This is a genomic window from Sodalis sp. RH21 (genome assembly GCF_047324175.1).
Lineage (GTDB): Bacteria > Pseudomonadota > Gammaproteobacteria > Enterobacterales > Enterobacteriaceae > Acerihabitans.
Genome location: NZ_CP178732.1, coordinates 1,988,496 through 2,010,899, shown reverse-complemented (window position 1 = coordinate 2,010,899; position 22,404 = coordinate 1,988,496). Strand labels below are relative to the sequence as shown.

Sequence of the window (22,404 nt, the reverse complement as noted above, 5' to 3'; positions counted from 1 at the left end):
CCTGTGATAGACCGCTGCGAAGCTAGCATGAGCGCCATTTTTTGATAAAGACATATTCAAGTCTTGAAATCAGAAAGCACAGAATAAAATAAAATAGAGCCACCAGGACAATAATATCCGGTCCCGGCTGGCCGACCCGGGATTCCCGGATGGCGAGCCCTGTGCCGAGAAGATCAAGAAAACCAATGGTCGAGGTTAACGCCGACTCTTTTATAACGGTAATGGCCACATTAACCATAGCCGGCGCCATGGTTCTCAGTGCTTGGGGGAAAATAATTTTCGAGAATATTTTATAGGTGCCAAGACCCAAAGCCATGCCGGCCTCAAGCTGCCCTTTGGATAAGGATTTTACGCCGCCATAGACCACTTGTGCGATATACGCGGCGCAGTTAATACTGAGCGCAGCGATAGCTGCAATATACGGTGGAATATCCAGCCCGGTCGTCAGCGGCAATCCATAAAAAAAGAAGAAAAGCAGAATAAGAAACGGTACCGATCTCACCAACTCCACATAAATAACGACCCCTGCACGGAAAAATTTATTCCCGAAGACGCGTACAGCGCCTAACAACGTTCCCAATACCCCGCCCAGCATTAGTGAAAAAACGCATAATTTCAGAGTCACCCAACTACCGAGCAAGAGGATATTCACATATTGGGATATGACTCCAAATTGGCTCATCGTGAGGCAATCTCCTTAACAAAACGCTGACCTATAAACCGCCATACCAGGCTTATAGCATGAACACAAATAATATAAAAAAGAGCTGCCACCATAAAAACTTCAAAATAACGGAATACAGCCGCACCGACTGACTGTGTACGGTATGTTAACTCCGCTACACCGATAATGGATGCCTGAGCCGATCCGAGCACCACCATTACCACCTGATTACCTAACGAGGGAAATACTACCCTTAGCAACTGAGGAAAAATAATTTTACTGAAGGTTTTTCCACGTGACAGACTTAATGCTTGGGCGGCCTCATACTGGCCGGCAGGAATGGCATTGAGACCGCCACGAAATATCTCAATGACAAAAGCGGTGCTGTTAAGCGTCAGACCCAGCACACCCGCCTGCAGGCCCGATAATGGAATACCGTTCTCGGGCAGGATAAAGAACAACAGATACAGCACCACGATAATCGGTATATTACGGAAAATTTCCACGTAGGCGGCCATCAAATTCCGTACAGCGCGATTTGCCGACGTGCGTATCAGGGCGCCAGCCAGCCCTAGGGGAAAGCTTACTAGTAGGGATAACAAGCTGATCCATAGCGTCAATAATGCTCCCTGTTCCAGTTGCGGCATATAAGGCAGCAATGCGGAAAAATTGGTCTCGTATTCACCGATATGCATAAAAACATCCCCCGTCAGACATTGACACAGTAGTCCTTGATCCGCGGCAGGACCTGAATGAGATGGTCAATATCGGCCAATGCGTTGTATCCATGAAAACTAAACCGGACTCGTCCGCGGCCGCCCCAGGCAAAAATACCGTGCTCACGCAACATTGCCACCACCTTGGCATTATGCGGCGTGTCGATACACACACTGGCGCCATGGCGAATCGGTTCAGGGGGCGTAGAGGTGGAAATGGCATGGGAGGCCAGCGCGGCCAGCAACGGTACCGTCAGTTGCTGGATATGTGACTCGACCAAATGCATATCGAAAGTCGATAAATAGTCTAGCGCCGAGGATAAAACATAAAGTGAAATATGGGCAGGATTGCCACGCGTAAAACACATCGCGTCATGATGTAACGTTAATTCACCCAAGTAATCCGGCCGGTCGGTGCCAATGGAAATAGAATGCCAGCCAGCACTAACTGGACGCCACGCAGGTTGACGCCGGCTATTCCAAAAAGCAATGGCAGTACCGGTGATTCCCAGCAGCCATTTATAGCAGGCGGAAAATGCGAAATCGGCAATTCCGGCATCAATGGGTAAATAACCGGACGCCTGAGTATAATCGACTACCAATATGGCGCCCACGGAATCCGCCAGCGCACGGAGCCTCGTAAGATCGGCCCTCTCACCGTTGAGATAAGAAATATAACTCACAGCGATGAGTCGTGTCCGGCCGTCAAGGTATTTAGCCATATCCTCAGGTGCGAGACTCGGAGCCAGCCGCAGTTCCATTTTTTGCTTTTGCAGCGATAGCGTGCTGACCAGCGACGGATACTCGTTAGTATACACACAGACATTATCCCCAGGTTGCCAGTCGATACTTTCAATCACCATCGACACGCCTTCGGCCACATTGCTGACAAAACCAATATCCTGCGCCTCAACATGCCAGAAAGACGCTATTTGCTGACGGACAACCTGAACTTTTTCTTCCTGCGCAGTCCTTCCTAACATGCCATTCGATTTATCCGCAAGATATGTCGCAATAGCCGCTTGATGGCGATGAAGAACCGCCGTTTCACCGCCGGCACAAATATGGGTAATACCGTTTGGTAAATTAAAATCAACCGGATTAAATATAGGAAAATCAGCTTTTCTATTCATTATTACTCCTAAGTTTCCAGGCAATAACTTATGCACTCAAAAGTAAGTAATTATTTCGTTGGTGCTTTAACAAAAACGGGCGGCTCGGTTCCGAACCATTTTTTGGCTAAAACATAGTTAGTTCCATCACTATTTATCTGATTAACAAAATTATTGAGCAGCTTTAACCAGTCATCGTCCCCTTTTGCTGCACCAATTGCATCCGGTTCGGTGTGCAATAGTGGCGATACTGTCACGAAATTCCCACTGCCGCTCTTGGCAACCAACGATATCAGGCCATTATTTGCAGCAACGGCGCTGACTTGTTTACTTTCCAGCGCGCCGATCAGGTCTGCTTGACCTGCGAATTCGGACATTTTTGCTTTTGGCAATTCAGTTTCAATAACCTTACCCGTGGTACTTCCCCGGGTGATGCCGATAGTGACATCTTCACGATCAAAGCTTTTAACCTCTTTATAAGGACTGTCCACGCGAGTCAATAATTGCACTCCATCCATCATATACGGCGTGGAAAAGGACACTACCATCAGGCGTTCCGGTGTCGGTGTAAATACCGCGATGGTGACGTCAGCCTTATGGGTCTGTAGGGATGCCACCCGCCCGGCAATATCCGTACGGATATATTGTACCTTGACGCCTAATTGCTTGCTGAGCAATTGAGCAATATCAATATCGTATCCCTCAAAGGTGCCGTCAGGTTTTATTGACTCCCAAGGAGCATTGGCAGCTACCGTGGCGACCCGCAGTATGCCGGTTTTTTTTATGTTCGCCAGGGTATCCCCATCGGCGCTTATGGCAGACGTCGAAAGGAGTAAAATGCCAGTAACTAAGGCGCAGAAAATCGTCCGGAATGGTATTATCTTGCATGCTGTTGCTGATAGTTGCTGCATTTTTTTGCTCCACTGTTAACGTTAAGTCAATTTCTGACAATATCCATACCAGAAGAGGCTGTGTCCACGCTAATAATGAATGAACACGTTTTCCTGATGGCATGTCCTGCATGGGATGAAATAATTTTCGCCTTTTAGCTATAAGAACAAGTTATATCCAAATTGTTCTAAAATGGGTGATGTTAAATAAAGCAATAAATGAGCCATTAGTTCATTCTATTAAAATTTTGCGTATAATAATTCATTGATAAAAATTTCCGATGAATGGAAGTTAAAACACATCGACTCTCCTGAATAGCTGCCTTTTATAGCCACGCATAGACGACAAAAATGTTCATACAGAGCTCCATCTCATTTCCAGCGCCTTTTATCGCCCAACGATAATTCACCAAGCGGTTGACATGCATTGTAATGGTGCGCCAGGCCATTGCTCCGCGTTTTATTACTTGGCCGAGGCGCCTCAATCCACAGTTTTCAACGCACCTCAGGGAGTTGCGCCGGATGCGCGGTTTTCCCACCGTCCTACTCCAGGTCAAACATTCGGCGCACTTAAGGCAATAGCCCGCAAAGGTTCAATCGGCGAGGGGTCCGTTATTCATTCAGGTTTGCTGTATGGGAGAGTAGGGAAAAAATCGAGCCTTATTTCGCAAAAAGCTGACCTATATCTTTGAAGGCTTTAAATTCAAGAGCATTCCCGCAAGGATCCATCAAAAACATAGTGGCTTGTTCTCCCACCGCCCCTTTAAAACGGATGCCTGGTTCAATAACAAAAGATGTTTTGAAGGATCGCAAGCGCTGTGCGAGACGTTCCCACTGTTCCCATTCCAGGACGATGCCAAAATGCGGTACCGGTACGTCATGGCCGTCGACGGAATTAGTATGGGCAAGTTGTTGCGACGCCGTGATCGGATGCTCATGGATAACAAGCTGATGACCATAAAAATCAAAATCTACCCACTGTTCGCTTGCACGGCCTTCGCTTAACCCAAACACTTCGCCATAAAAGCGTCTGGAGGCGGGCAAATCATATACCGGGATAGCTAAATGAAAGGGGCTAAGCGCCATAACTCTATCTCCTGTTAAAAAAATCAATTAATTGTTGTAACGATGTAATTTTACCTATAATTTTTCTTATTAAAAGCGAATATTTTTTGCTTGAAATATTAATTTTTTTGATGAATGGAGAGATTGGATATGCTGCGCGAACTCAAAACCTTCCTGGCGGTGTTCCAGTACGGCACCTTCTCCGCGGCCGGCCAACGCATCGGTCTGACCCAATCCGCGGTAAGCGCTCAAATACGTATTTTAGAACAGGCCATTGGCATGCAGCTTTTCGATAGAACAGGCCGAACAGCAGTGCTCAATGCCGCCGGCATCCGAATATTGCCAATGGCGGAAGAAATCGTGGCCATCTTTTCCCGTATGTCGCAACCGGATAACGTCAGGGATTATCATGGGCCCATAAAAATCGGCGCCATTGCAACGGTTCAAACTGGAATATTGCCCAACGTGCTGCTCAGATTGCATCAGGAGGCGCCAGCAATTGAACCAAAACTTATTCCCGGTCTTTCGTTCAATCTGCTGGGTGAGGTGGAGGCAGGAAATATTGATCTTGCTTTGGTGATCAAACCGGGTTTCCCCCTGACCAAAGAGCTGTATTATGAGACCCTGCAATTAGAGCCTTTTGTCCTGATTACGCCTTCAGACATGGAAGAACTCAATCCTATTGCTATATTACGCAACCAACCTTTTATCCGCTACGATCGCACTTCTTTTGGCGGCAGACTGGTTTCACAGTTTCTGCGTGAGCATCATATTGATCCCTGCCATACACTCGAGATCGATGAAATCGATTCCATTGTAAAAATGGTCGAAGTGGGGCTGGGTGTAGCATTAGTACCATTAGCGGGTCTTTGGATGGAGCGCAAGATGAATATACGCGTAATTTCACTGGGAGAACTCACATTCCACCGGGAGCTCATTTTAATCATGCGCTACTCTCAGCGCCAATCATCATTAAATATGTTATTCAAGCGTTGTCTGTTCGACGAATTGCCGCATGAATCAAAGGTTAAGTCTTCTCATAAATAAAAATTATTACATTTTTCCAAATTATTGGATTGTTCAAGGAACAATACATGATGCTTCCATTACCGCTAAAAGTTAATTATTAATATAATGCAACCAACGGCGCGTGTCTATTTTTAATAAAATTAAAGCGTATTTATTAGAAACAGAGCAGAATTGCCATTATCATTTCCTATATATAAATCTAAACTAACAACTTTTGCAGGCGGCATGAAAAATAAAACCAGCTTTATCTTTCAGCGATGATATGATTTCCCCTTTTTTGTTACGTAATAGAAACAACAATTTTATTCTCAAGCTCAAAAGCACGGGCATTGCCCAAAGTCGCCCATTCCAACGCATAATAACTTCCCGTTGCATGGGGAGGAGGCGATGCCTTACTACGGAGAACAGCAGTGATGCGGACAACCCTTATGTGATTATAGATGCGACAGGCAATTATAATTACTTTTACCGGCTGGAGACGCTCCGGTCGGATCGGCGGCCAAAGCGGCGGGAAAGAAGGGCCGCGCTTTCGCTTAGCGCCCGCTGCAATTGCTGCAGCCGGGCGTTAATAGCCTCTTCCGTCGGTAGAATACAGCCTATGGCACCCAGCACTTCGCCAGATTCTCCCCGCAGCGCACAGGCCAAGCCGGATAGTCCTGGCAAGAACTCTTCATCTTCAAGAGCAAAACCATGCCGGCGGATTTGACGCAGGCTTTCAATCAGTGTGGCCAACGACACAATCGTTTTACCGGTAAAGGGCGTAAGTCCCCGATCGGCGACCACTCGTGCTATTTGTGGCTCAGGCAACCAGGCCAGCATTGCTTTTCCAACCGCGGTCGCATGAGCGGCGGCGCTGATATCCCCTAGATTCATCGGCTCATTATCCGGCGGCTCCTGACGGGTTATAATGGTCAGACTGGAGCCGGCAAATGCAGCCAGTAACACTGTCACGCCCAACTCATGACATAGCCGCCGTAATTCCGGCAGCGACTCGCTCACTAAGTCAAACGGTCCACTATTGTAATATGTGAGCTCCAGCAGTCTTGTTCCTAATTGATAGGTCCGGTTATCATCCCGGCGATTGACATAACCCCTATAGACCAGGGTATTGATCAAATGGTGGCACGTAGAACTGTTCAGCCCGCAGCGTACGGTAATATCCTGTAGCCGCAAGGCGCCGGGCTGCTCTGCCAGAATTTCCAGGATATCGAGCGCACGGCTTACCGACTGAATAAGCGTTTTGTCATTAGTCTGCACCGCCGGTTTGAACGAGGGGATTGGAGGACTAACGTCATCGGCCGGCACAATATTGTGCAGCGGATTCAACAGCGGACAGACATCCTCCGGTTCCAGCCTGCGGAGCGGCTTGTCGGCTTCCTGCGCGCCCGGCGTCAAAGGCTTGGTCATGATTAATCCTTATTACCAAACTGCTCTAGAAGTGGAAAAAGTTCAGCCAGCGCTGGCTGACCGTTGTTCTATACCCAACAAACGGAACTGAATCATTAAGGCTAGCGCGCAAAAGCCCGCGCCGGCAATACATATCCCATACCAATGTCCCTGCTGCCACACTATACCCCCGATCAGGGTGCCCAATGCCCCGCCGAGAAAACGCGTTACCATATAAAGCGTATTGAGCCGGCTTACCGCCTTCGAATCCAGCTGGTAGTTACGATTCATACTAATAACATGGCTGATCTGCATACCCAAATCCATGATTATCACACCGGGTATAAGAGCAAAGGCATTACCGAAACTCAATGCAAACGACAAAAACGACAGCAACATCATGGCTCCGCCGATTAACAACAACAGGCTCGGGTTTATACGAGTGGATAGACGTCCCGCCGCGGGCGCGGCCAACGCTCCTGCAGCGCCTACCAGACCGAACAGTCCTGCATCTCTGGCGGTATAGCCCTGTTGCAGGTTATCCAGATAAAATGCCAACGTGGTCCAGAATAGGCTAAAGGCGCCGAATTGTAACGCAGCGGCCAACGAGGTGATCCGCAGGATTTGATGACGCTTTACCAGTCCGGTCAGACTGATCAGCAACGACAAATAATTACCCTTAAAGGTAGGCTTTGCCGCTGGCAGCAGCGCCCGCAGCGCAAAGAGCAAAATAATCATGATGCCCGCCGCCATATAATAGACCGCCTGCCAGCCCAGCCAGGCGCCAATCTGGCCTGAGACAAAGCGTGATAATAAAATCCCCAGCAGCAGGCCGCCCATCACCAGACCTACCGCCTCCCCCGCCTTTTCCGGGCCGGCTAATTTGGCGGCGAACGGCGGCAAGATTTGCGGCACGATACTGGTGAAGCCAATCAGAAAAGCAAAGACCAGCATTAGCCGGAAATCCGTCGCCCGTGCAAACAGCAGCAAAGCCAGGCAGGCCAACGTTAGCATTATCGTTATCAAGCGGCGGCGTTCCATTTTGTCCCCGAGCGGCAGCAGTAAAAACATGCCCAGCGCATAGCCAAATTGGGTCAGCGCCGCAACCGCGCTGGCGCTTTGCTGCGTGACGTGAAAACTCGCCGCCAGCGTCGCCAGCAGCGGCTGATTGTAATAATTATTGGCGACAACCAGACCGGCGGTTAACGCCATTACCCACAGAGTAAAACGCTGCATAAGAACCACTCCAAATTTATTACCGCCCTTCCCGCTCACTTAACAATAATCAGCACCGGCCTGTCGCGCCTTGCGAGTGTTGTTAACGCACAAGAATCTTATTTATTTCATATTATGAAATCATAATAAAATCATATGAACTGACATCTTTATTTTTTGGCGTAAAAAACTCTATCATGTCTCCTGATAAGACACAAACCGTGATTCACAGCCTATAAATTGTTTTTTCGCAGTCTCTGTGTATTTGAACGTTAAAAATTAAATTTCATAATATGAAATATACTTTATCTCGGAGGGAACACTAATGAACATTACACAGCAGCCGCGCCCGGCCAAACTCAAGCCGTCGGATCTAAAAGCAATTGCTGCCTCGGCTATCGGCAATTGTATAGAATTATTTGATCTTACCGTTTTTGGTTTTTTTGCCGCCGTTATTGGCGCGCAGTTTTTTCCTAACGATAATCCAGTCACCTCTACGCTCAGCAGTTTCGCCACTTTCGCTATCGGTTTTTTAATGAGACCGGCCGGAGCATTGCTGCTGGCACCGATTGGCGATAAGTTCGGCCGCAAACAACTCCTGTCCATCACGATGATCCTGATGGGATTGGCTTCCTTGGGCATCGCGCTGTTGCCCGGTTACGCCATCATCGGTTGGCCGGCGCCGGTATTATTGATTTTATTTCGTCTGATGCAGGGCTTTGCCGCCGGCGGCGAATGGGGCGGGGCCGTGTCCATGATGGTGGAGCATGCGCCTGCGGATAAGCGGGGTTTTATCGGCAGCTTCCAACAAGTGGGTTTTGGGCTGGGCATTTTGGCCGGTACTATTTGTTCCTTCCTGCTTAATACTTATCTTAGCCATGAGCAGGTCGCCGGCTGGGGATGGCGGATACCGTTCTTTATCGGTTCGGTAGTGACGCCATTGGCCTTGTATATACGCCGTAATATCGAAGAGTCACCTGAATTTGTTGCGTTTGAACGCCAGGGAGAACTGCCGGCCCGGCCATTGACGGAAGTGTTCAGATATCACTATCGGGGGATTTTATGCGTGATCGGTATCGGCACCGTAGGCACCGCCGCGGGTTATATTGCTAATCAGTTTATGAATAACTATGCATCGGGAACATTAGGCATGCCGATGGCCCGCGTGTCGCTGCTGATTATGGTAGCCTCGGTGTTACAAACACTGCTGATTCCGGTGTGGGGATGGGTTTCCGATAAAGTGGGACGCGTACAGGTCATTGGCGGGGCGGCACTGCTCTATTTGATCCTTATCTATCCGCTTTTTGTCCTGCTTTCCCAGCATCCCTCCGCTTTCACCCTGGGACTATTGGTCATAAGCTGCGCGATTTTGGTTTCTGCCAGTTTCGGCCCTTTGCCGGCGCTGATTTCAGAATTTTTCCCGGCCCATATCCGCACCACGGCCATTTCAATCGGTTATAACTTTGCCGCTGCCCTGTTTGGCGGCTGCGCACCGCTCATCAGCACATGGTTAATCAGCCGGACCGGCAACCTCATCTCACCCACCTATTACGCTATATTTTGCGCGCTGATTTCAACCATAACCGCAGCGGTATTGTTCAACCAATCCCGTAAATTATCCGCAACCAACAAGGCAGCCTGAATGATGTCGATACCCGCATACCACTCTCCTCCGGCGATGTTCAAACCCACCGGTCCCTGGAATATGCTGGCGGATACCGGCAGTCTGGTATTCCTGGCCGGAATGCGCGGAATCTTGCCGCAAACCAATCAACTGGTGGCCGATGAACGGCAGCGTATCCACCAGGTATTTATTAATATTGAAGCCGCCGCGGCCTCGGTAGGGCTGGATATGCGGCATGTAGTCCGCCTGACCGTATTTGTCACCGATATGAAACGCTACCGTCCGATGGTAAATGAAGTTCAACAGGAGCGCTGGGCAAATAATCCTTTCCCACCCCGGACCATTGTTGAAGTATCAGCGCTCAATCAGGATGATTTTGTTGAGGTGGAGGCCATATTGGCCCGTATGACTCACGCAGAATGCCCCTAGGGCAGGAGGCGATTTATAAGGAATGATGTTTCACCGGGTTCCAAGCGTCGCGCTGGCCACCAATTCTGCCGCGACGCTCGGCGACGTCGCGCCCCCGGTCCGGCCGGACTCGATAATATTGGGTTAAAAGGCGCAATAACCACCATCCCCCTCATTGGGATGTAATAGCGCTTTTGACCCACGGCGGCATTTGGTGCTGACGGCCTTAACGGGATTTTTCGGCTTGGGACAATTCGGATAGCCTGGCCCAAAGAACGTCATCAATGTCTAGCCCTTCCTTAAGCTGGCGTGCCTTTTCTGACAGCGCCCGCTCTCCCGGCAGTCGAATACTCTGTTTACCCTCGGCGACGCGGCTTGCTTTGCATCGGCGCACGAAATCGGTTGTTTCTTCCAGAAACGCTTGCCGGCCTGCGAAAAATTCTGGATCAATAAATTGTAGAAAAACGCCCTGCGCGCCGCGCTGCCTTGGCGTTTTCCGGCCATATCCGGAAAGCGCCAAGGCAAAAGCTTCCACCATAATACCGAACCCGAAGCCCTTGTAGCCGAAGTCCTCCCCGCCAAGGGGCATGATCGTTCCCGGGGGAGTTGCCGTAAACGCAGTTGGGTCGTTTGAAGGTTTTCCCTTATTATCTGCCACCCAGTTCCCCGGCAGCGGCCGGGATTTATCAGCGGCTTTAATTTGAGCATTTGAAACGAGGGAGGTGCATTGATCGATCAGGATCGGATCGACAAGCGTAGGAATACCGACCGCTATCGGATTCGAGGTCAATACCGGGTCGCAGCCTCCAAATGGCGCGACAGAAGCAACACCAGGATCCGTTACCATCATCAACGTCAGATAGCCACGCCGTGCAGGTTCTTCAAGGTAGGCCTGCAGGCTGCCGATATGGGAGCAATTGGCGATGCTCGCCGTCACCACGGGATTGGATTTGGCTTTTTCATACAATGCCGCGAGTGCCCGCCTGACGACATAGGCGCCCGGCAGCCGATGCGCCTGCCAGATGAAGGCGGAGGGTAAGTCTTGCACAACGGTAATATCGCCGGCTGTGGCAATGTGGCCTTCTTTTAACCGGTCAAGGTAGATCGGCAGCATTGCCAACCCGTGGGTACGATGGCCCATGAGATCGCTTTCGATAATAATATGCGCCATATCTTCCGCGTAGGCCGCCTGCAGGCCGCGGCCCATCAACAAACTGACGGTCATGCTCTTCGCGTCTTCTACATCTAGTTTTTTCATTTTTTTCCTTTTCGTGGAAATCGTCATGCAACGGATAACCACTAACGTAAAAGTAAAAATCGTTCTACTGCATTCACCGCTTTAGGGAGGATAGTCATCGTAACACTGTATGCTTATGCTAAATTGAGTCCTCATCACCTCGAATATTGGAAGCCACGGAACATTAACAAAACGACGTTTGAATCCGCAGGATTTACCCATATGGACTCTATTATATTTGAAGCGTTCTCCAATCGCTTAGGGCAAATTCAACAAGAAGAATAGCCTCAGTTAATTGAAACAATCTGACTATCCTGTAAATAAAAAATCAACGGATAAGCGATTGTTAACAACAGAAATTTAAGATATCGCCCGTGCCAATTTTATAATAGCGGCAATATTTCGTGCGGCCATCCGGATATTACGCGCGGCATTGCCCAACGCGTCTTCGAGCGTACAAATTTCAAACAGTACGCTGAACACGGCGTCCAGGCCGTGCCGGTGTACCACGCCAACGTCGGCGCTCAGGCTGCCGGCGATACCGATAACCGGTTTGTTATACCTTTTGGCGATCTGCGCCACACCCATTGGCACTTTGCCGTGGATGGTCTGGCTGTCGATGCGTCCTTCCCCGGTAATCACCAGGGTGGCATCCCTGATCAGCGCATCCAGTCCCAATGCATCGGTGACGATTTCAATCCCTTTGCGCAGCTCCGCGCCGCAAAACGCCTGTAAACCCGCGCCCATGCCGCCGGCCGCACCCGCGCCGGGGATATGTTCGACGTCTTTATCCAGATCGCGCTTGATGATCGCCGCGTAGTGCTTGAGGGAAGCGTCCAATTGCTTGATCATCGCGGGGGTAGCCCCTTTCTGCGGGCCGAAAATGGCCGTGGCGCCCTCACTCCCGGTCAGCGGATTGGTGACATCGCAGGCCACCTCGAAACGGCAAGTCTTAATGCGTGGGTCCAGGTTGGCGATATCGATACGCGCCAGTTTATCCAGCTCGCCGCCGCCGTAGCCGATTTGCCGGCCCTGCCCGTCGAGCAGTCCGCCGCCCAGCGCCTGCACCATGCCCGCGCCTCCGTCATTGGTGGCGCTGCCGCCGATGCCGATAATGCAGTGTTTAACGCCATGATCCAGGGCGCAGCGGATCAGTTCGCCGGTGCCAAAGGAGGTGGTTAACAGCGGATTGCGGTCGCAGGCATGCACCAGCACCAGACCGCTGGCGGCGGCCATTTCGATAAATGCGGTTTGCTTATCGCCGGACAGGCCGAAAAAGCTGTCCACCTGCTCGCCAAGCGGCCCGGTGACCCTGACATCGACAATGTTGCCGCGGGTGGCCGCGACCATGGCCTCTACGGTACCCTCGCCGCCGTCCGCCACCGGCAGTTTAACGTAATGGGCATCGGGAAACACATCACGAAATCCCTGTTCTATCTGCGTAGCGACATCTAGAGCAGACAAACTTTCTTTGTAAGAATCCGGTGCGATTACTATTTTCATAGACTACCTGCGCCTGTTGATCTGAAGCCGGCGAAATGGCTATTTCACCGCCTGATGGGGGAGCGCCGCTGCGCCCGAGCCATTAACGCCGCTTAACTTCAACCTTGGCCAATTTTTCATAATAACAAGCCAGGGCGCTGTGATCCGCATTGCCCAAATCGTCTTGCTTCAGTGATTGCATCATTTCCATTACCACCGCGGTCAATGGCAGTTGCGCACCTACGCCGTGGGACGTATCCAAGGCATTGGCCAGATCTTTTATATGCAAATCGATGCGGAAACCCGGCTTGAAGTTGCGATCCAACACCATCGGCGCCTTGGCTTCCAGCACCGTGCTGCCCGCCAGTCCGCCGCGAATGGCCTGGAATACTTTTTCCGGATCGACGCCGGCTTTGGTTGCCAGCACCAGGGCTTCGGACATGGCGGCGATATTCAGCGCCACAATCACCTGGTTGGCCAGTTTGGTCACGTTGCCGGCGCCGATATCACCGGTATGCACCACGGAACCCGCCATGGCTTTCAGCAATTCGACGTGTTTGTTGAACAAAGCCTCGCCACCGCCGACCATCACGGACAAAGTACCATCGATGGCCTTCGGTTCGCCGCCGCTAACCGGGGCATCGAGCATATCAATGCCTTTTTCCGCCAGGGCAACGGCGATTTCACGGCTGGCCAACGGGGCAATAGAGCTCATGTCGATGACCACGGTGCCGGCTTTCGCGCCTTCAACCACGCCGTTTTCGCCCAGCACCACCTCTTTGACATGCGGAGAGTTCGGCAGCATGGTGATAATGATATCGGTTTGTTCGGCCACGGCCTTCGCCGTGTCGGCAGAGGTCGCCCCGGCCGCGACCACGTCCGCTACCGCTTCGGTATTGCGATCCAGTACCACTAATGAATAACCTGCTTTCAGCAGGTTTTTGCTCATGGGCTTTCCCATGATGCCTAAGCCAATAAAGCCAATTTTCATGATGGTCACCTCTTAACGCTTGTTAAAAAAATGTAGGGCGCGTCAACTGCGCCTTGTCCGTTATTTTATAAACTTGTCGCATAAAGCCTGGGTGCCGCCGCGGAATACGCCCAAATCGCTGCCGACCGCGACGAAGGTCGCGCCCCATTCCAGGTAGCGGCGGGCGTCGGCTTCCGCCGGCGCCAAGATGCCGCTGGGTTTGCCATGGGCCTTGGCGCGGGTAAAGATATGGCGGATCGCGCTTTGCACGTTCTCATGGCCCGGCTGTCCCAGGTAACCTAACGCGGCGGATAAATCGCCCGGGCCGACGAAAATACCGTCCACGCCGTCAACAGCGGCGATGGCGTCGATATTGTCCACCCCTTCCTGGCTTTCAATTTGCACCAGCACGGTGATGTTGTCGTTGATGGTGGCGTTGTAGTCCGGCACGGTGCCGAACATATTGGAACGATGGGAAACCGACACTCCGCGAATACCGGCGGGCGGATAACGGGTGGAGGCCACCGCGCGCAGGGCCTGCTCTTCGGTTTCGACAAACGGGATCAGGAAATTATAAAAACCAATATCCAGCAGGCGTTTGATAATCACCGGCTCATTGGTGGGCGGGCGCACCACCGGCGCGCTATGGCTGACTTTAAGCGCCATCAATTGCGGAACAAAAGTGGCGACGTCATTGGGCGCATGTTCGCCGTCCAGTACCAGCCAGTCGAATCCCGCCAGGCCCAGCACTTCGGTGGTCACTGGATTAGCGAGTGCGCACCAGCAGCCAATAAGCGTTTCGCCACCCAGCAAACGTTGACGAAAACGGTTTGGTAGTATTAGGTTACTCATCATAAAACCTCATTGTCATGTAACGCTTTTCAAATGACACAAATGCCATCATCGCGTTAATCAGCAGAAAATCAGTAACGGCCGAAGGCGGGACGTTTCCGGTCAAATTTCCAGCCGGGGATCAGGTATTGCATGGCGGTTGCATCATTGCGCGCACCGCCTGGTAGCGTTTTATAAAGCGCATGCGCCTGTTCAACCTGTTGCCAGTCCAATTCGACGCCCAGCCCCGGACGGTCGGGTACCGCGATTTTGCCGTTGACGATTTGCAGCGGCTCTTTGGTCAGGCGCTGATTGCCTTCTTGCCATATCCAGTGCGTGTCAATAGCGGTCGGATTACCCGGCGCGGCCGCGCCCACATGGGTAAACATTGCCAGGGAGACGTCGAAATGATTATTGGAATGGCAGCCCCAGGTGAGTCCCCAGTCGTTGCACAGCTGTGCGACGCGAACTGCCCCGGTCATCGTCCAGAAATGCGGGTCAGCCAACGGGATATCCACTGCATGTAGCATTATCGCATGACTCATTTCCCGCCAATTGGTGGCGATCATATTGGTGGCCACCGGCAAACCCGTCGCGCGACGAAATTCAGCCATAACCTCGCGCCCGGAGAATCCCTGTTCGGCGCCGCAAGGATCTTCCGCGTAGGTCAGGACATCTTTCATGCCCTGACATAAGCGGATGGCCTCATCCAACAACCAGGCGCCATTAGGATCAACGGTAATTCGCGCATCTGGGAAACGATTGTGTAACGCAGTCACCGCCTCAATTTCCTGCTCGCCAGGAAATACCCCGCCTTTAAGCTTAAAATCCTTGAAGCCATAACGGTCTTGTGCAGCCTCGGCTAACCGGACGACAGCAGTGCTGTCCATCGCTGCCTGGTGACGTAAGTGGTACCATTCATGCTTACCCGTTTCGCCCGGCTGATAAGGCAAATCGGTACGCTGGCGATCGCCGATGTAGAATAAGTAGCCAAGTACGGTAACCGCATCGCGTTGTTTGCCCGGTCCGAGAAGTTCGCATACCGGTACCCCCAGGCACTGTCCGAGCAGGTCCAGTAATGCGGCCTCTAATGCAGCGACCGCATTCACGCGAAGTTCAAACGTCCATGCCCCTCCGCCAAAAGCCGCGAAATCAGATGATTGATTACCAAGATGCACCTGCTGCACGACATGATTCATTCTTGCCACTTCGCTGCCAACCACTTGAGGGATCGCCTGTCTTAATGACTCAAGAATGATTTCGCCGCCGGGGGCCTCTCCTATGCCGGTCTGGCCTGCGCTGTCTTTCAGCACTACGAGATTACGGGTAAACCAGGCGCTATGGGCTCCGCCGATATTCAGCAGCATGCTGTCGTGTCCCGCGACCGGGATCACTTTCATATCTGTAATGACGGGACCATTCGAAATAGTGGTCATTGTGCGTCCTCAAAAGTGAAATAATAATTAATATGCCGTTTACTTTGAAAAATAATATAAATAGATATTTTTCAAGCAACAAGAATTCATATAAATGGCTATTAACGGTAATCTGCCAAGCTATTCCGCCATCTTGACAATTACTAACACAGAGACTAAATTATTAATAAAATCATAAGTTAATAAATTTACGATATATTTTTATCGCCGCCAACGCGGCACCAAAACCATTATCAATATTAACCGTCAATAATCCGCCCGCGCAGCTGGATAAGCAAGAATGGAGAGCGGCCATTCCGCCATGAGATACACCATAACCAATAGAAGTGGGTACAGCGATTATCGGCGCATTGACCAATCCAGCAAGAACAGTAGGCAGAGCAGCTTCCATACCAGCGACTGCTATGATAATTTTATAAGTTAAAAGGTCTGGTAAACATTCTTGAAGTCGCCATAATCCCGCCACTCCAATATCTTGGTAGAGATCGCAAGAGAGCCCATGATAATTGAGGGTCACCTGCGCTTCATAACATACACTTGCATCAGAACTTCCGCCGGAAACAATGGCAATGGATGGGACCGTATCCTGTTTTACAATGTCCCCGCCAAAAACCGCGCAATTGCATAATGGGTTGAACATCAGGTGCTTTCTAAGCATCTCAGGAATCATTAAAAGTTTTGTTTCATCAAGCCGAGTAAGTAATAATCTTCGATTATTTTCTAAAGCTAAATTTAAAATGTCAGTCATTTGACTTATTGACTTAAACTCGCAAAATATAGCCTCCTCGACAGCACATCTTTGCTGACGATCAAAATCCAGCATGATCCCGTTTTTATTCATAATCTGTAACCACCGGTATTTTTTCACCTATAAAAGAACTGCCGCGAGAATAAGTTGAAATTTCAACCAACTTATAACCATGAGCAGTTTCACTTAAAATAGATGTGATATCAGATATTATTTTATTTTTCTTTTCTTTGCTTAATCTGCGCAAAGTATCCTTATCTATCTCCAAAACTGTTTTTTGTGCATGCAGACGGAACCTGAGAATTTTTGTTTTTAAAAGACTTTTGAATTTACTTTCAACTTGATCAATAATATTTAAATCCTTGGCATTTACTTTGATTCCAGTTTCAATACGGCTTGCCAGACAAGGAGATGAAGGAATATCTTTTAAATCATCGAGATTAAAGTAAGTGGCCATCGCACGGATGGTGGCTTTATCAATGCCTAGCTCTACATAAGGTTGACGAATACCATATTCCTTTGCAGCAATAAGTCCTGGTCTGTAATCAGTGAGATCATCAATATTAGTGCCAGTAACAATAAGACCATGATTTAATTTTTTTAAGGATGAAAATAAGCATTTTTTGCAAAAATAACAACGATTAACGGGATTATCGATATAGTTTTCATCTTCCAGCTCCCCTGCATTGACCTGACTGAATGTCCATCCGTATCTGCGGGCATATTGGCCTATGCGTTCCCTATCAGTATGAGGGACGGCCGATGAAGAAGAATGCGCAATCAAAACCCGGTTTTCAAGCGCCTGATGAGCAATATATGAAAGTAGCGTACTATCAATCCCGCCACTGGCAGCGATAACACAAGTATCAATAGACGAGAACCAATGAGATAGTGCGTTAATCGCACGTACGGTAACTTCCTGATCGCACATATCGTTCATTCCTTATCTTTCAGTCGAACTGACTTGGCGGCTGCTTTTTCAATTTCATATTTCAAGCGCATACGACTTTCATAACCGTAATCGACTTGAATTAAATTATCAGATTCAATTTTACAGCTTATATTCCCATCAGGCCTTTTGGTGGTTTTCACCTGCCAATCATTGTTATCGAATGTGAAAACCGATGAATTTCTTTGTAAAACTTTTCTGTCAGCTTGCCAATATCTCACGCCTAATGTTGATGTTTCAGTTAATATTTTCCGAGCAATGTTATCCAATACATCTAATCGTATAAGTAATTCGAGACGAGTTGCCCAACGATTTTTCTTGCCCATAATCATTTGACTAGATATATCAATAATGCCTTCAGTACCCCTTAAGTTGTTGATTGCGAGAGCAAGCAATTCTGGAGTCATATCATCTATATCGCATTGAACAATATAAATGGAGTCCGCTGACAACGGATCATTAACTTCTTGGCCATGGTCGTAGACCGTAATTCTTAGTGCATTTAATATATCGCCAAACCGCCGTTCCCCTATTCCATACCCATAGTGAATCAAGCGGCCGGAAATCACCATATTCGGCATATGCTGAACTAACCACGCAAGGATTGCAGCCCCGGTAGGAGTAACTCTTTCGCCAGGAATACCATCATCGTGCCACAAAAAACCTCTCAATATCAGCAACGTTGCTGGTGCGGGAACGGGTATTGTCCCATGCTCGCATTTTATTGCGCCACCCCCCAAAGGCAATGACGATATCGACCATGAATCAGCGCCACTCTCCATAATCAAATAGGCTGCGCTCATGATATCAATCATAGCATCATCTGCGCCCACCTCGTGGAGATGGACATCTTCCATTGGCACACCATGAATAATACTTTCGGCATTGACCAGAATAGAAAATATTCCTTCTGCGCATTCATGTATATCTTGGCGGGAGCAATATTTTTTGAGATCTTTTTTAATTTTTTGCCATGAGTAGTGCCGATGCTGATGCTTATGATCTGCATGATGGATAAGAGTCGAATTATCGATAGAATCATCTATTTTTTTATAGTAAAAATGATGCTTGTCATCAATCTTTACTTTTCTTTTTTTGACGATAAAACGCTTACCTAAAGAAAACAATCCCCGAGAAGTTTCGATATCTACTGATATATCATTAATACACAATATATCCTGTAAAAAATCAAGAAGTCCCGGTTGAAGATGAGGAAACGCATCGAGCATTCCAGCGCAAAACATATCGCCAGCCACTCCACCTAATGCATCAATTTGTATTTGCACGTGCTATTCCTCTAACTCAATATTGGCATTATCGATTAATTACTGTAATTACCACGCATCCAAATCAGAAATATTTCCTTGTTCATCAAATTCCCATTTGGCAGGACTGCCCTGAACTTGTAAATTGGGATTGTTCTTTATTTCATCGAGCAAAGTCACTGAAACCTGCATATGGTCGAGTGTTAAGGTATTTCTCAGCCGTACAATTCGTAACTTTTCCGGATCTTCAACATTGCTTGTAAAAATACAGGCTTTTATTACGAGAAGATCCGAGTCAAGAACAATAGGAACTTTTGCTCCAGGCAAAGTAGTCGAGGTAAGATGATTGGCATATACCTGTTCAAAATCAATTTTATTAAACAAACGTCGAGTCGTAAATTCAGCAAGGCCAACACCGGCGGCATTGCCATGACTTTTCTCATGTAAATCCAATATCGCCATACGATTAGTTTTTTGCATCGGATGAATGTAAGGGGTTCCTACTTTACCGGTGATATTAGGATCAGTACCATTACCAGAGAAATGTTTACCCATTGAATCTACTATTAACACATCAATAGGATTGAATGGAATACTGGGCATTGCTTTTTTGGCTTGCTGTAATAGTTCAGCTTCTTTTTCCAAAATATCTTCGGCTGGAATAACTGCTATTTTTGCAATATGATCATATGCATTTTCTACAGATCCCACCCCGAACAGTATTGGCGTATTCTCAATTTTGTATTTCCCGAAATCTATCAGATTCTTGGCCATATGGCCGAACCCCATCATATGAGCGGAATTTGCGCCTTTTTGCTTACCTAGGCCAATGACTATCATTTTTAATAGCCCACTTTCATACTTTCCCGTAAAGCTAGTATGCGGTTTAATTCTATTGATTACGACAATGCCATCCGCTTCCATTGCGGCTTTATCCATATAGACGGGGAAACCATTAATCTCGCCAATATTTTCAACTGCCATCGAAGAAATGATGGGGCAACCGGCGCTTTCCTCTGTGACCCCTAATGCTGCAAGAACACTTGTTTGACCTTCGGCGGACGCCCCGCCGTGACTTCCCATTGCTGGAACAATAAAAGGATTTGCGCCATTTAACTTGAGTTCGTCGACGGTAACGGAAACTAACAATGGTAGATCAGCAATACCTCTACTTCCCACACCTACAGCAATATTTGCACCAGGTTTAATTTTATTTTTTATTTCTGGTGTATTCAGCTGCTTCCTCAATGCTTTTTCAACATCATCGATTTCTTCGACAGCAAAGCGCTGTGACACATTGATGACATCAGGCAAAATCACATCGGCTAAAATGTTATCGATGATTAGCATTTCTTCACCTCCTCTTCGCTTTCGCTGAACTTTAAATTATCTATTATTTTGCATTCCAATAGCATTTTTCTTTGAATTATTTTGGTCGTCAACGTCATTGATGATATCAACGCGTTGTAATTTTCCTACTATTACCCAATAACTTACAACCGCAATGACACCATGCAAACCGACATAAATCAATGCAAATTCAAACGAATCCGTTGAGCTAAGAATATACCCAATCACTACAGGTGTGATGACTCCAGCGCAATTAGCGATCGTTCCAAATATCCCCGCAGTTAAACCCACGATCTCCCTAGGTGCTGTATCAGCAATAACTGCATGCCCAAGAGATCCAAAACCTTTACCGAAGAAAGACAAACTCATTAAAACAATGACAATAGTTTGTGACTGCGTATAGTTACAGGCGATAATAAGAGCACTGAGAGTTAATCCTATCGTTATTGGTAATTTTCTCGCCAAGGTAAGGCTGCCAGTTCTTTTATACATCCAATCGGAAAAAAATCCTGAAAACACACCACCGATACAGCCACTGATTGCCGGTATGGCTGCGATAAAACCAGCTTGTAAAATATTAAAACCCTGTTGCTTGACTAAATAGATAGGGAACCATGTCATAAAAAACCAAGTAATCGAAGCTATGCAATACTGCCCTATGAAGATTCCGCATAACGTTCTATTTTTTAGTATTTTTTTAACCATCACCAGGTCAGAACTTCCTTTTTCCTTAATCCTTTCTTTTTCCGCCTTACTATCCATTTCTACTATTCCGCCACCGTTGCGAATATAATCAATTTCATCCTTTGTAATTGATGGATGTGTGGTAGGCAGATATAATACTTTTTTGATAAAAATTGCTACGAAAATCCCGAGCCCCCCCATAACCCAAAAAATATGTTCCCATCCAAATTCATGATCAAGCCATCCCATTAAAGGGGTAAAAATGACCAATGATAAATACTGGGCACAATTGAATATTGCGCCTGCTTTTCCTCTCTCTTGCGAGGGGAACCACGCTGCCAATACCCTGCCAGAACTTGGCGTAACGGGAGCCTCCATAAAACCTAATATAAAGCGCAATACCAGCAATGCGAGGAAAACAAAACTAAACCAACTTACAAACCCCATCAAAATAGTGATGAGTGACCATAAAACCAAGGCTATTAAAATAGTCTTCTTAATCCCCAGTTTATCGGACAACCAGCCGGCCGGGGCATGCCCAATTGCATATGACCAGGCAAATACAGAAAAAAGCCAGCCTAACTGCACTGAATCCAACCCGAGATCTCTTTGCATATGGGGGCCGGCAACCGACAGTGTTGCTCTATCGCCTATACTTAATGTTAACAATAAAGTAATACAAACTAACGCCCAATATCTGCAATGTCCTATAGGTTTAACAGAGGTTAAATTTTGCATAAAAATTTCCTAATGTTGTTCGTAGGTAATGCTATTTATGTGACTAGTTTTTGTACCCATAAATTTTATTATAAATGCAAACTTTACTGTTTGGTTTTCAGAAATAACCCTCAAAGAAAACATCCCTTCGATGATATATGCCGAAAATTATTTTTATCAAATCATCCGTAAGACATTAGTCCTGTATACTTAACTAATCGCACATTACCATAAGTGCTTCCTCTATAAGCATCAGCTAACTCATATGCATAAAATGTAAGTAATACATCGGGATAAATGTTTATCCCCTCTCTATTCTACTAGTGAAGCAGCAAGCGATTGTGCCGATTAACCGCTGCGCTCAATTCAACAAGCTCCTGCAACCAGAGTAAATCTGGGGCAAAATCAGTATCTTCATCAGATTTCTCCATAAACTAGAAGGTCCTGCTTCAAGTATTGATGCAAATTGGCCAGGCCCTTTATGCTTCATGTCAGTAGAATTGCATAAAACTGCATTTCCCTAAAATGCTATAGAGTATGAAATCAAGTATTGATCATCATATTGAGCCATCCTTTACTAGCCGTTTTTGTCAAAATGTTGATGATGGCACAGTAATACATCGGAC

Annotated in this window: 20 protein-coding genes; 3 read left to right on the top strand and 17 right to left on the bottom strand. The window is 47.9% G+C overall.

Annotated features, from left to right (window positions below; genetic code table 11):
* Positions 1-22 precede the first annotated feature (22 nt).
* The 5 genes from ACL2XP_RS09140 to ACL2XP_RS09120 all read right to left on the bottom strand — a co-directional run bounded on the left by ACL2XP_RS09140 (position 23) and on the right by ACL2XP_RS09120 (position 4,468).
* Positions 23-682, bottom strand: a complete 660-nt coding sequence (locus ACL2XP_RS09140) for an amino acid ABC transporter permease (RefSeq protein WP_413738454.1) — start codon at positions 680-682, stop codon at positions 23-25.
* Complete coding sequence (locus tag ACL2XP_RS09135) at positions 679-1,359, bottom strand: amino acid ABC transporter permease (protein WP_413738452.1); 681 nt, start codon at positions 1,357-1,359, stop codon at positions 679-681. The genes ACL2XP_RS09140 and ACL2XP_RS09135 overlap by 4 nt, the downstream gene beginning before the upstream one ends.
* 14 nt (positions 1,360-1,373) lie before the next feature.
* Positions 1,374-2,513, bottom strand: coding sequence for an aminotransferase class V-fold PLP-dependent enzyme (locus ACL2XP_RS09130; RefSeq protein WP_413738451.1), 1,140 nt, complete (start codon positions 2,511-2,513; stop codon positions 1,374-1,376).
* A gap of 50 nt (positions 2,514-2,563) precedes the next feature.
* Positions 2,564-3,403, bottom strand: a complete 840-nt coding sequence (locus ACL2XP_RS09125; protein WP_413738449.1) for a substrate-binding periplasmic protein — start codon at positions 3,401-3,403, stop codon at positions 2,564-2,566.
* Between the two features lie 639 nt (positions 3,404-4,042).
* Positions 4,043-4,468 carry a VOC family protein gene (locus ACL2XP_RS09120; protein WP_413738447.1) on the bottom strand — a complete coding sequence of 142 codons (426 nt, stop codon included), beginning with the start codon at positions 4,466-4,468 and terminating at the stop codon, positions 4,043-4,045.
* A 129-nt stretch (positions 4,469-4,597) separates the two neighbouring features.
* On the opposite strand from ACL2XP_RS09120, the gene ACL2XP_RS09115 reads away from it, so the two are divergent.
* Entirely contained in the window at positions 4,598-5,494 is an 897-nt protein-coding gene (locus ACL2XP_RS09115; RefSeq protein ID WP_413738445.1) for a LysR family transcriptional regulator, read from the top strand.
* Between the two features lie 447 nt (positions 5,495-5,941).
* Here the strand turns inward: ACL2XP_RS09115 and ACL2XP_RS09110 are convergent, their stop codons facing one another.
* A complete protein-coding gene (locus ACL2XP_RS09110) occupies positions 5,942-6,883 on the bottom strand; it encodes an IclR family transcriptional regulator (protein WP_413738443.1) in 942 nt (313 codons plus the stop codon).
* Positions 6,884-6,925: 42 nt separating this feature from the next.
* Positions 6,926-8,098 carry an MFS transporter gene (locus ACL2XP_RS09105; protein ID WP_413738442.1) on the bottom strand — a complete coding sequence of 391 codons (1,173 nt, stop codon included), beginning with the start codon at positions 8,096-8,098 and terminating at the stop codon, positions 6,926-6,928.
* 304 nt (positions 8,099-8,402) lie between these two features.
* Here ACL2XP_RS09105 and ACL2XP_RS09100 point away from each other — a divergent pair, with 304 nt between their 5' ends.
* Positions 8,403-9,719 (top strand): MFS transporter, encoded by a 1,317-nt coding sequence (locus ACL2XP_RS09100; RefSeq protein WP_413738441.1) that lies wholly within the window; start codon positions 8,403-8,405, stop codon positions 9,717-9,719.
* A complete protein-coding gene (locus ACL2XP_RS09095; RefSeq protein WP_413738439.1) occupies positions 9,720-10,130 on the top strand; it encodes a RidA family protein in 411 nt (136 codons plus the stop codon).
* A 205-nt stretch (positions 10,131-10,335) separates the two neighbouring features.
* On the opposite strand, the gene ACL2XP_RS09090 is transcribed toward ACL2XP_RS09095, so the two are convergent.
* The 10 genes from ACL2XP_RS09090 to ACL2XP_RS09045 all read right to left on the bottom strand — a co-directional run bounded on the left by ACL2XP_RS09090 (position 10,336) and on the right by ACL2XP_RS09045 (position 21,799).
* Positions 10,336-11,367: an Ldh family oxidoreductase gene (locus tag ACL2XP_RS09090; RefSeq protein WP_413738438.1), complete on the bottom strand. Its 1,032-nt coding sequence runs from the start codon at positions 11,365-11,367 to the stop codon at positions 10,336-10,338.
* Positions 11,368-11,706: 339 nt separating this feature from the next.
* Positions 11,707-12,849, bottom strand: a complete 1,143-nt coding sequence (locus ACL2XP_RS09085; protein ID WP_413738436.1) for a glycerate kinase — start codon at positions 12,847-12,849, stop codon at positions 11,707-11,709.
* A gap of 82 nt (positions 12,850-12,931) precedes the next feature.
* Positions 12,932-13,819 carry a 2-hydroxy-3-oxopropionate reductase gene (garR, locus tag ACL2XP_RS09080; protein WP_413738435.1) on the bottom strand — a complete coding sequence of 296 codons (888 nt, stop codon included), beginning with the start codon at positions 13,817-13,819 and terminating at the stop codon, positions 12,932-12,934.
* A gap of 60 nt (positions 13,820-13,879) precedes the next feature.
* Positions 13,880-14,650, bottom strand: coding sequence for a 2-dehydro-3-deoxyglucarate aldolase (gene garL, locus ACL2XP_RS09075; protein ID WP_413739120.1), 771 nt, complete (start codon positions 14,648-14,650; stop codon positions 13,880-13,882).
* A 71-nt stretch (positions 14,651-14,721) separates the two neighbouring features.
* Positions 14,722-16,065, bottom strand: a complete 1,344-nt coding sequence (locus ACL2XP_RS09070) for an enolase C-terminal domain-like protein (protein ID WP_413738434.1) — start codon at positions 16,063-16,065, stop codon at positions 14,722-14,724.
* A 172-nt stretch (positions 16,066-16,237) separates the two neighbouring features.
* Entirely contained in the window at positions 16,238-16,906 is a 669-nt protein-coding gene (gene larB / locus ACL2XP_RS09065) for a nickel pincer cofactor biosynthesis protein LarB (protein ID WP_413738433.1), read from the bottom strand.
* Positions 16,899-17,744 (bottom strand): hypothetical protein, encoded by an 846-nt coding sequence (locus ACL2XP_RS09060; RefSeq protein ID WP_413738432.1) that lies wholly within the window; start codon positions 17,742-17,744, stop codon positions 16,899-16,901. Before ACL2XP_RS09060 ends, larB begins: the two co-directional genes overlap by 8 nt.
* 5 nt (positions 17,745-17,749) lie before the next feature.
* Complete coding sequence (locus ACL2XP_RS09055) at positions 17,750-19,048, bottom strand: LarC family nickel insertion protein (protein ID WP_413738431.1); 1,299 nt, start codon at positions 19,046-19,048, stop codon at positions 17,750-17,752.
* A gap of 48 nt (positions 19,049-19,096) precedes the next feature.
* Positions 19,097-20,377 carry a lactate racemase domain-containing protein gene (locus ACL2XP_RS09050; protein ID WP_413738430.1) on the bottom strand — a complete coding sequence of 427 codons (1,281 nt, stop codon included), beginning with the start codon at positions 20,375-20,377 and terminating at the stop codon, positions 19,097-19,099.
* A gap of 36 nt (positions 20,378-20,413) precedes the next feature.
* Positions 20,414-21,799 (bottom strand): MFS transporter, encoded by a 1,386-nt coding sequence (locus ACL2XP_RS09045; protein WP_413738429.1) that lies wholly within the window; start codon positions 21,797-21,799, stop codon positions 20,414-20,416.
* Positions 21,800-22,404: the final 605 nt, after the last annotated feature.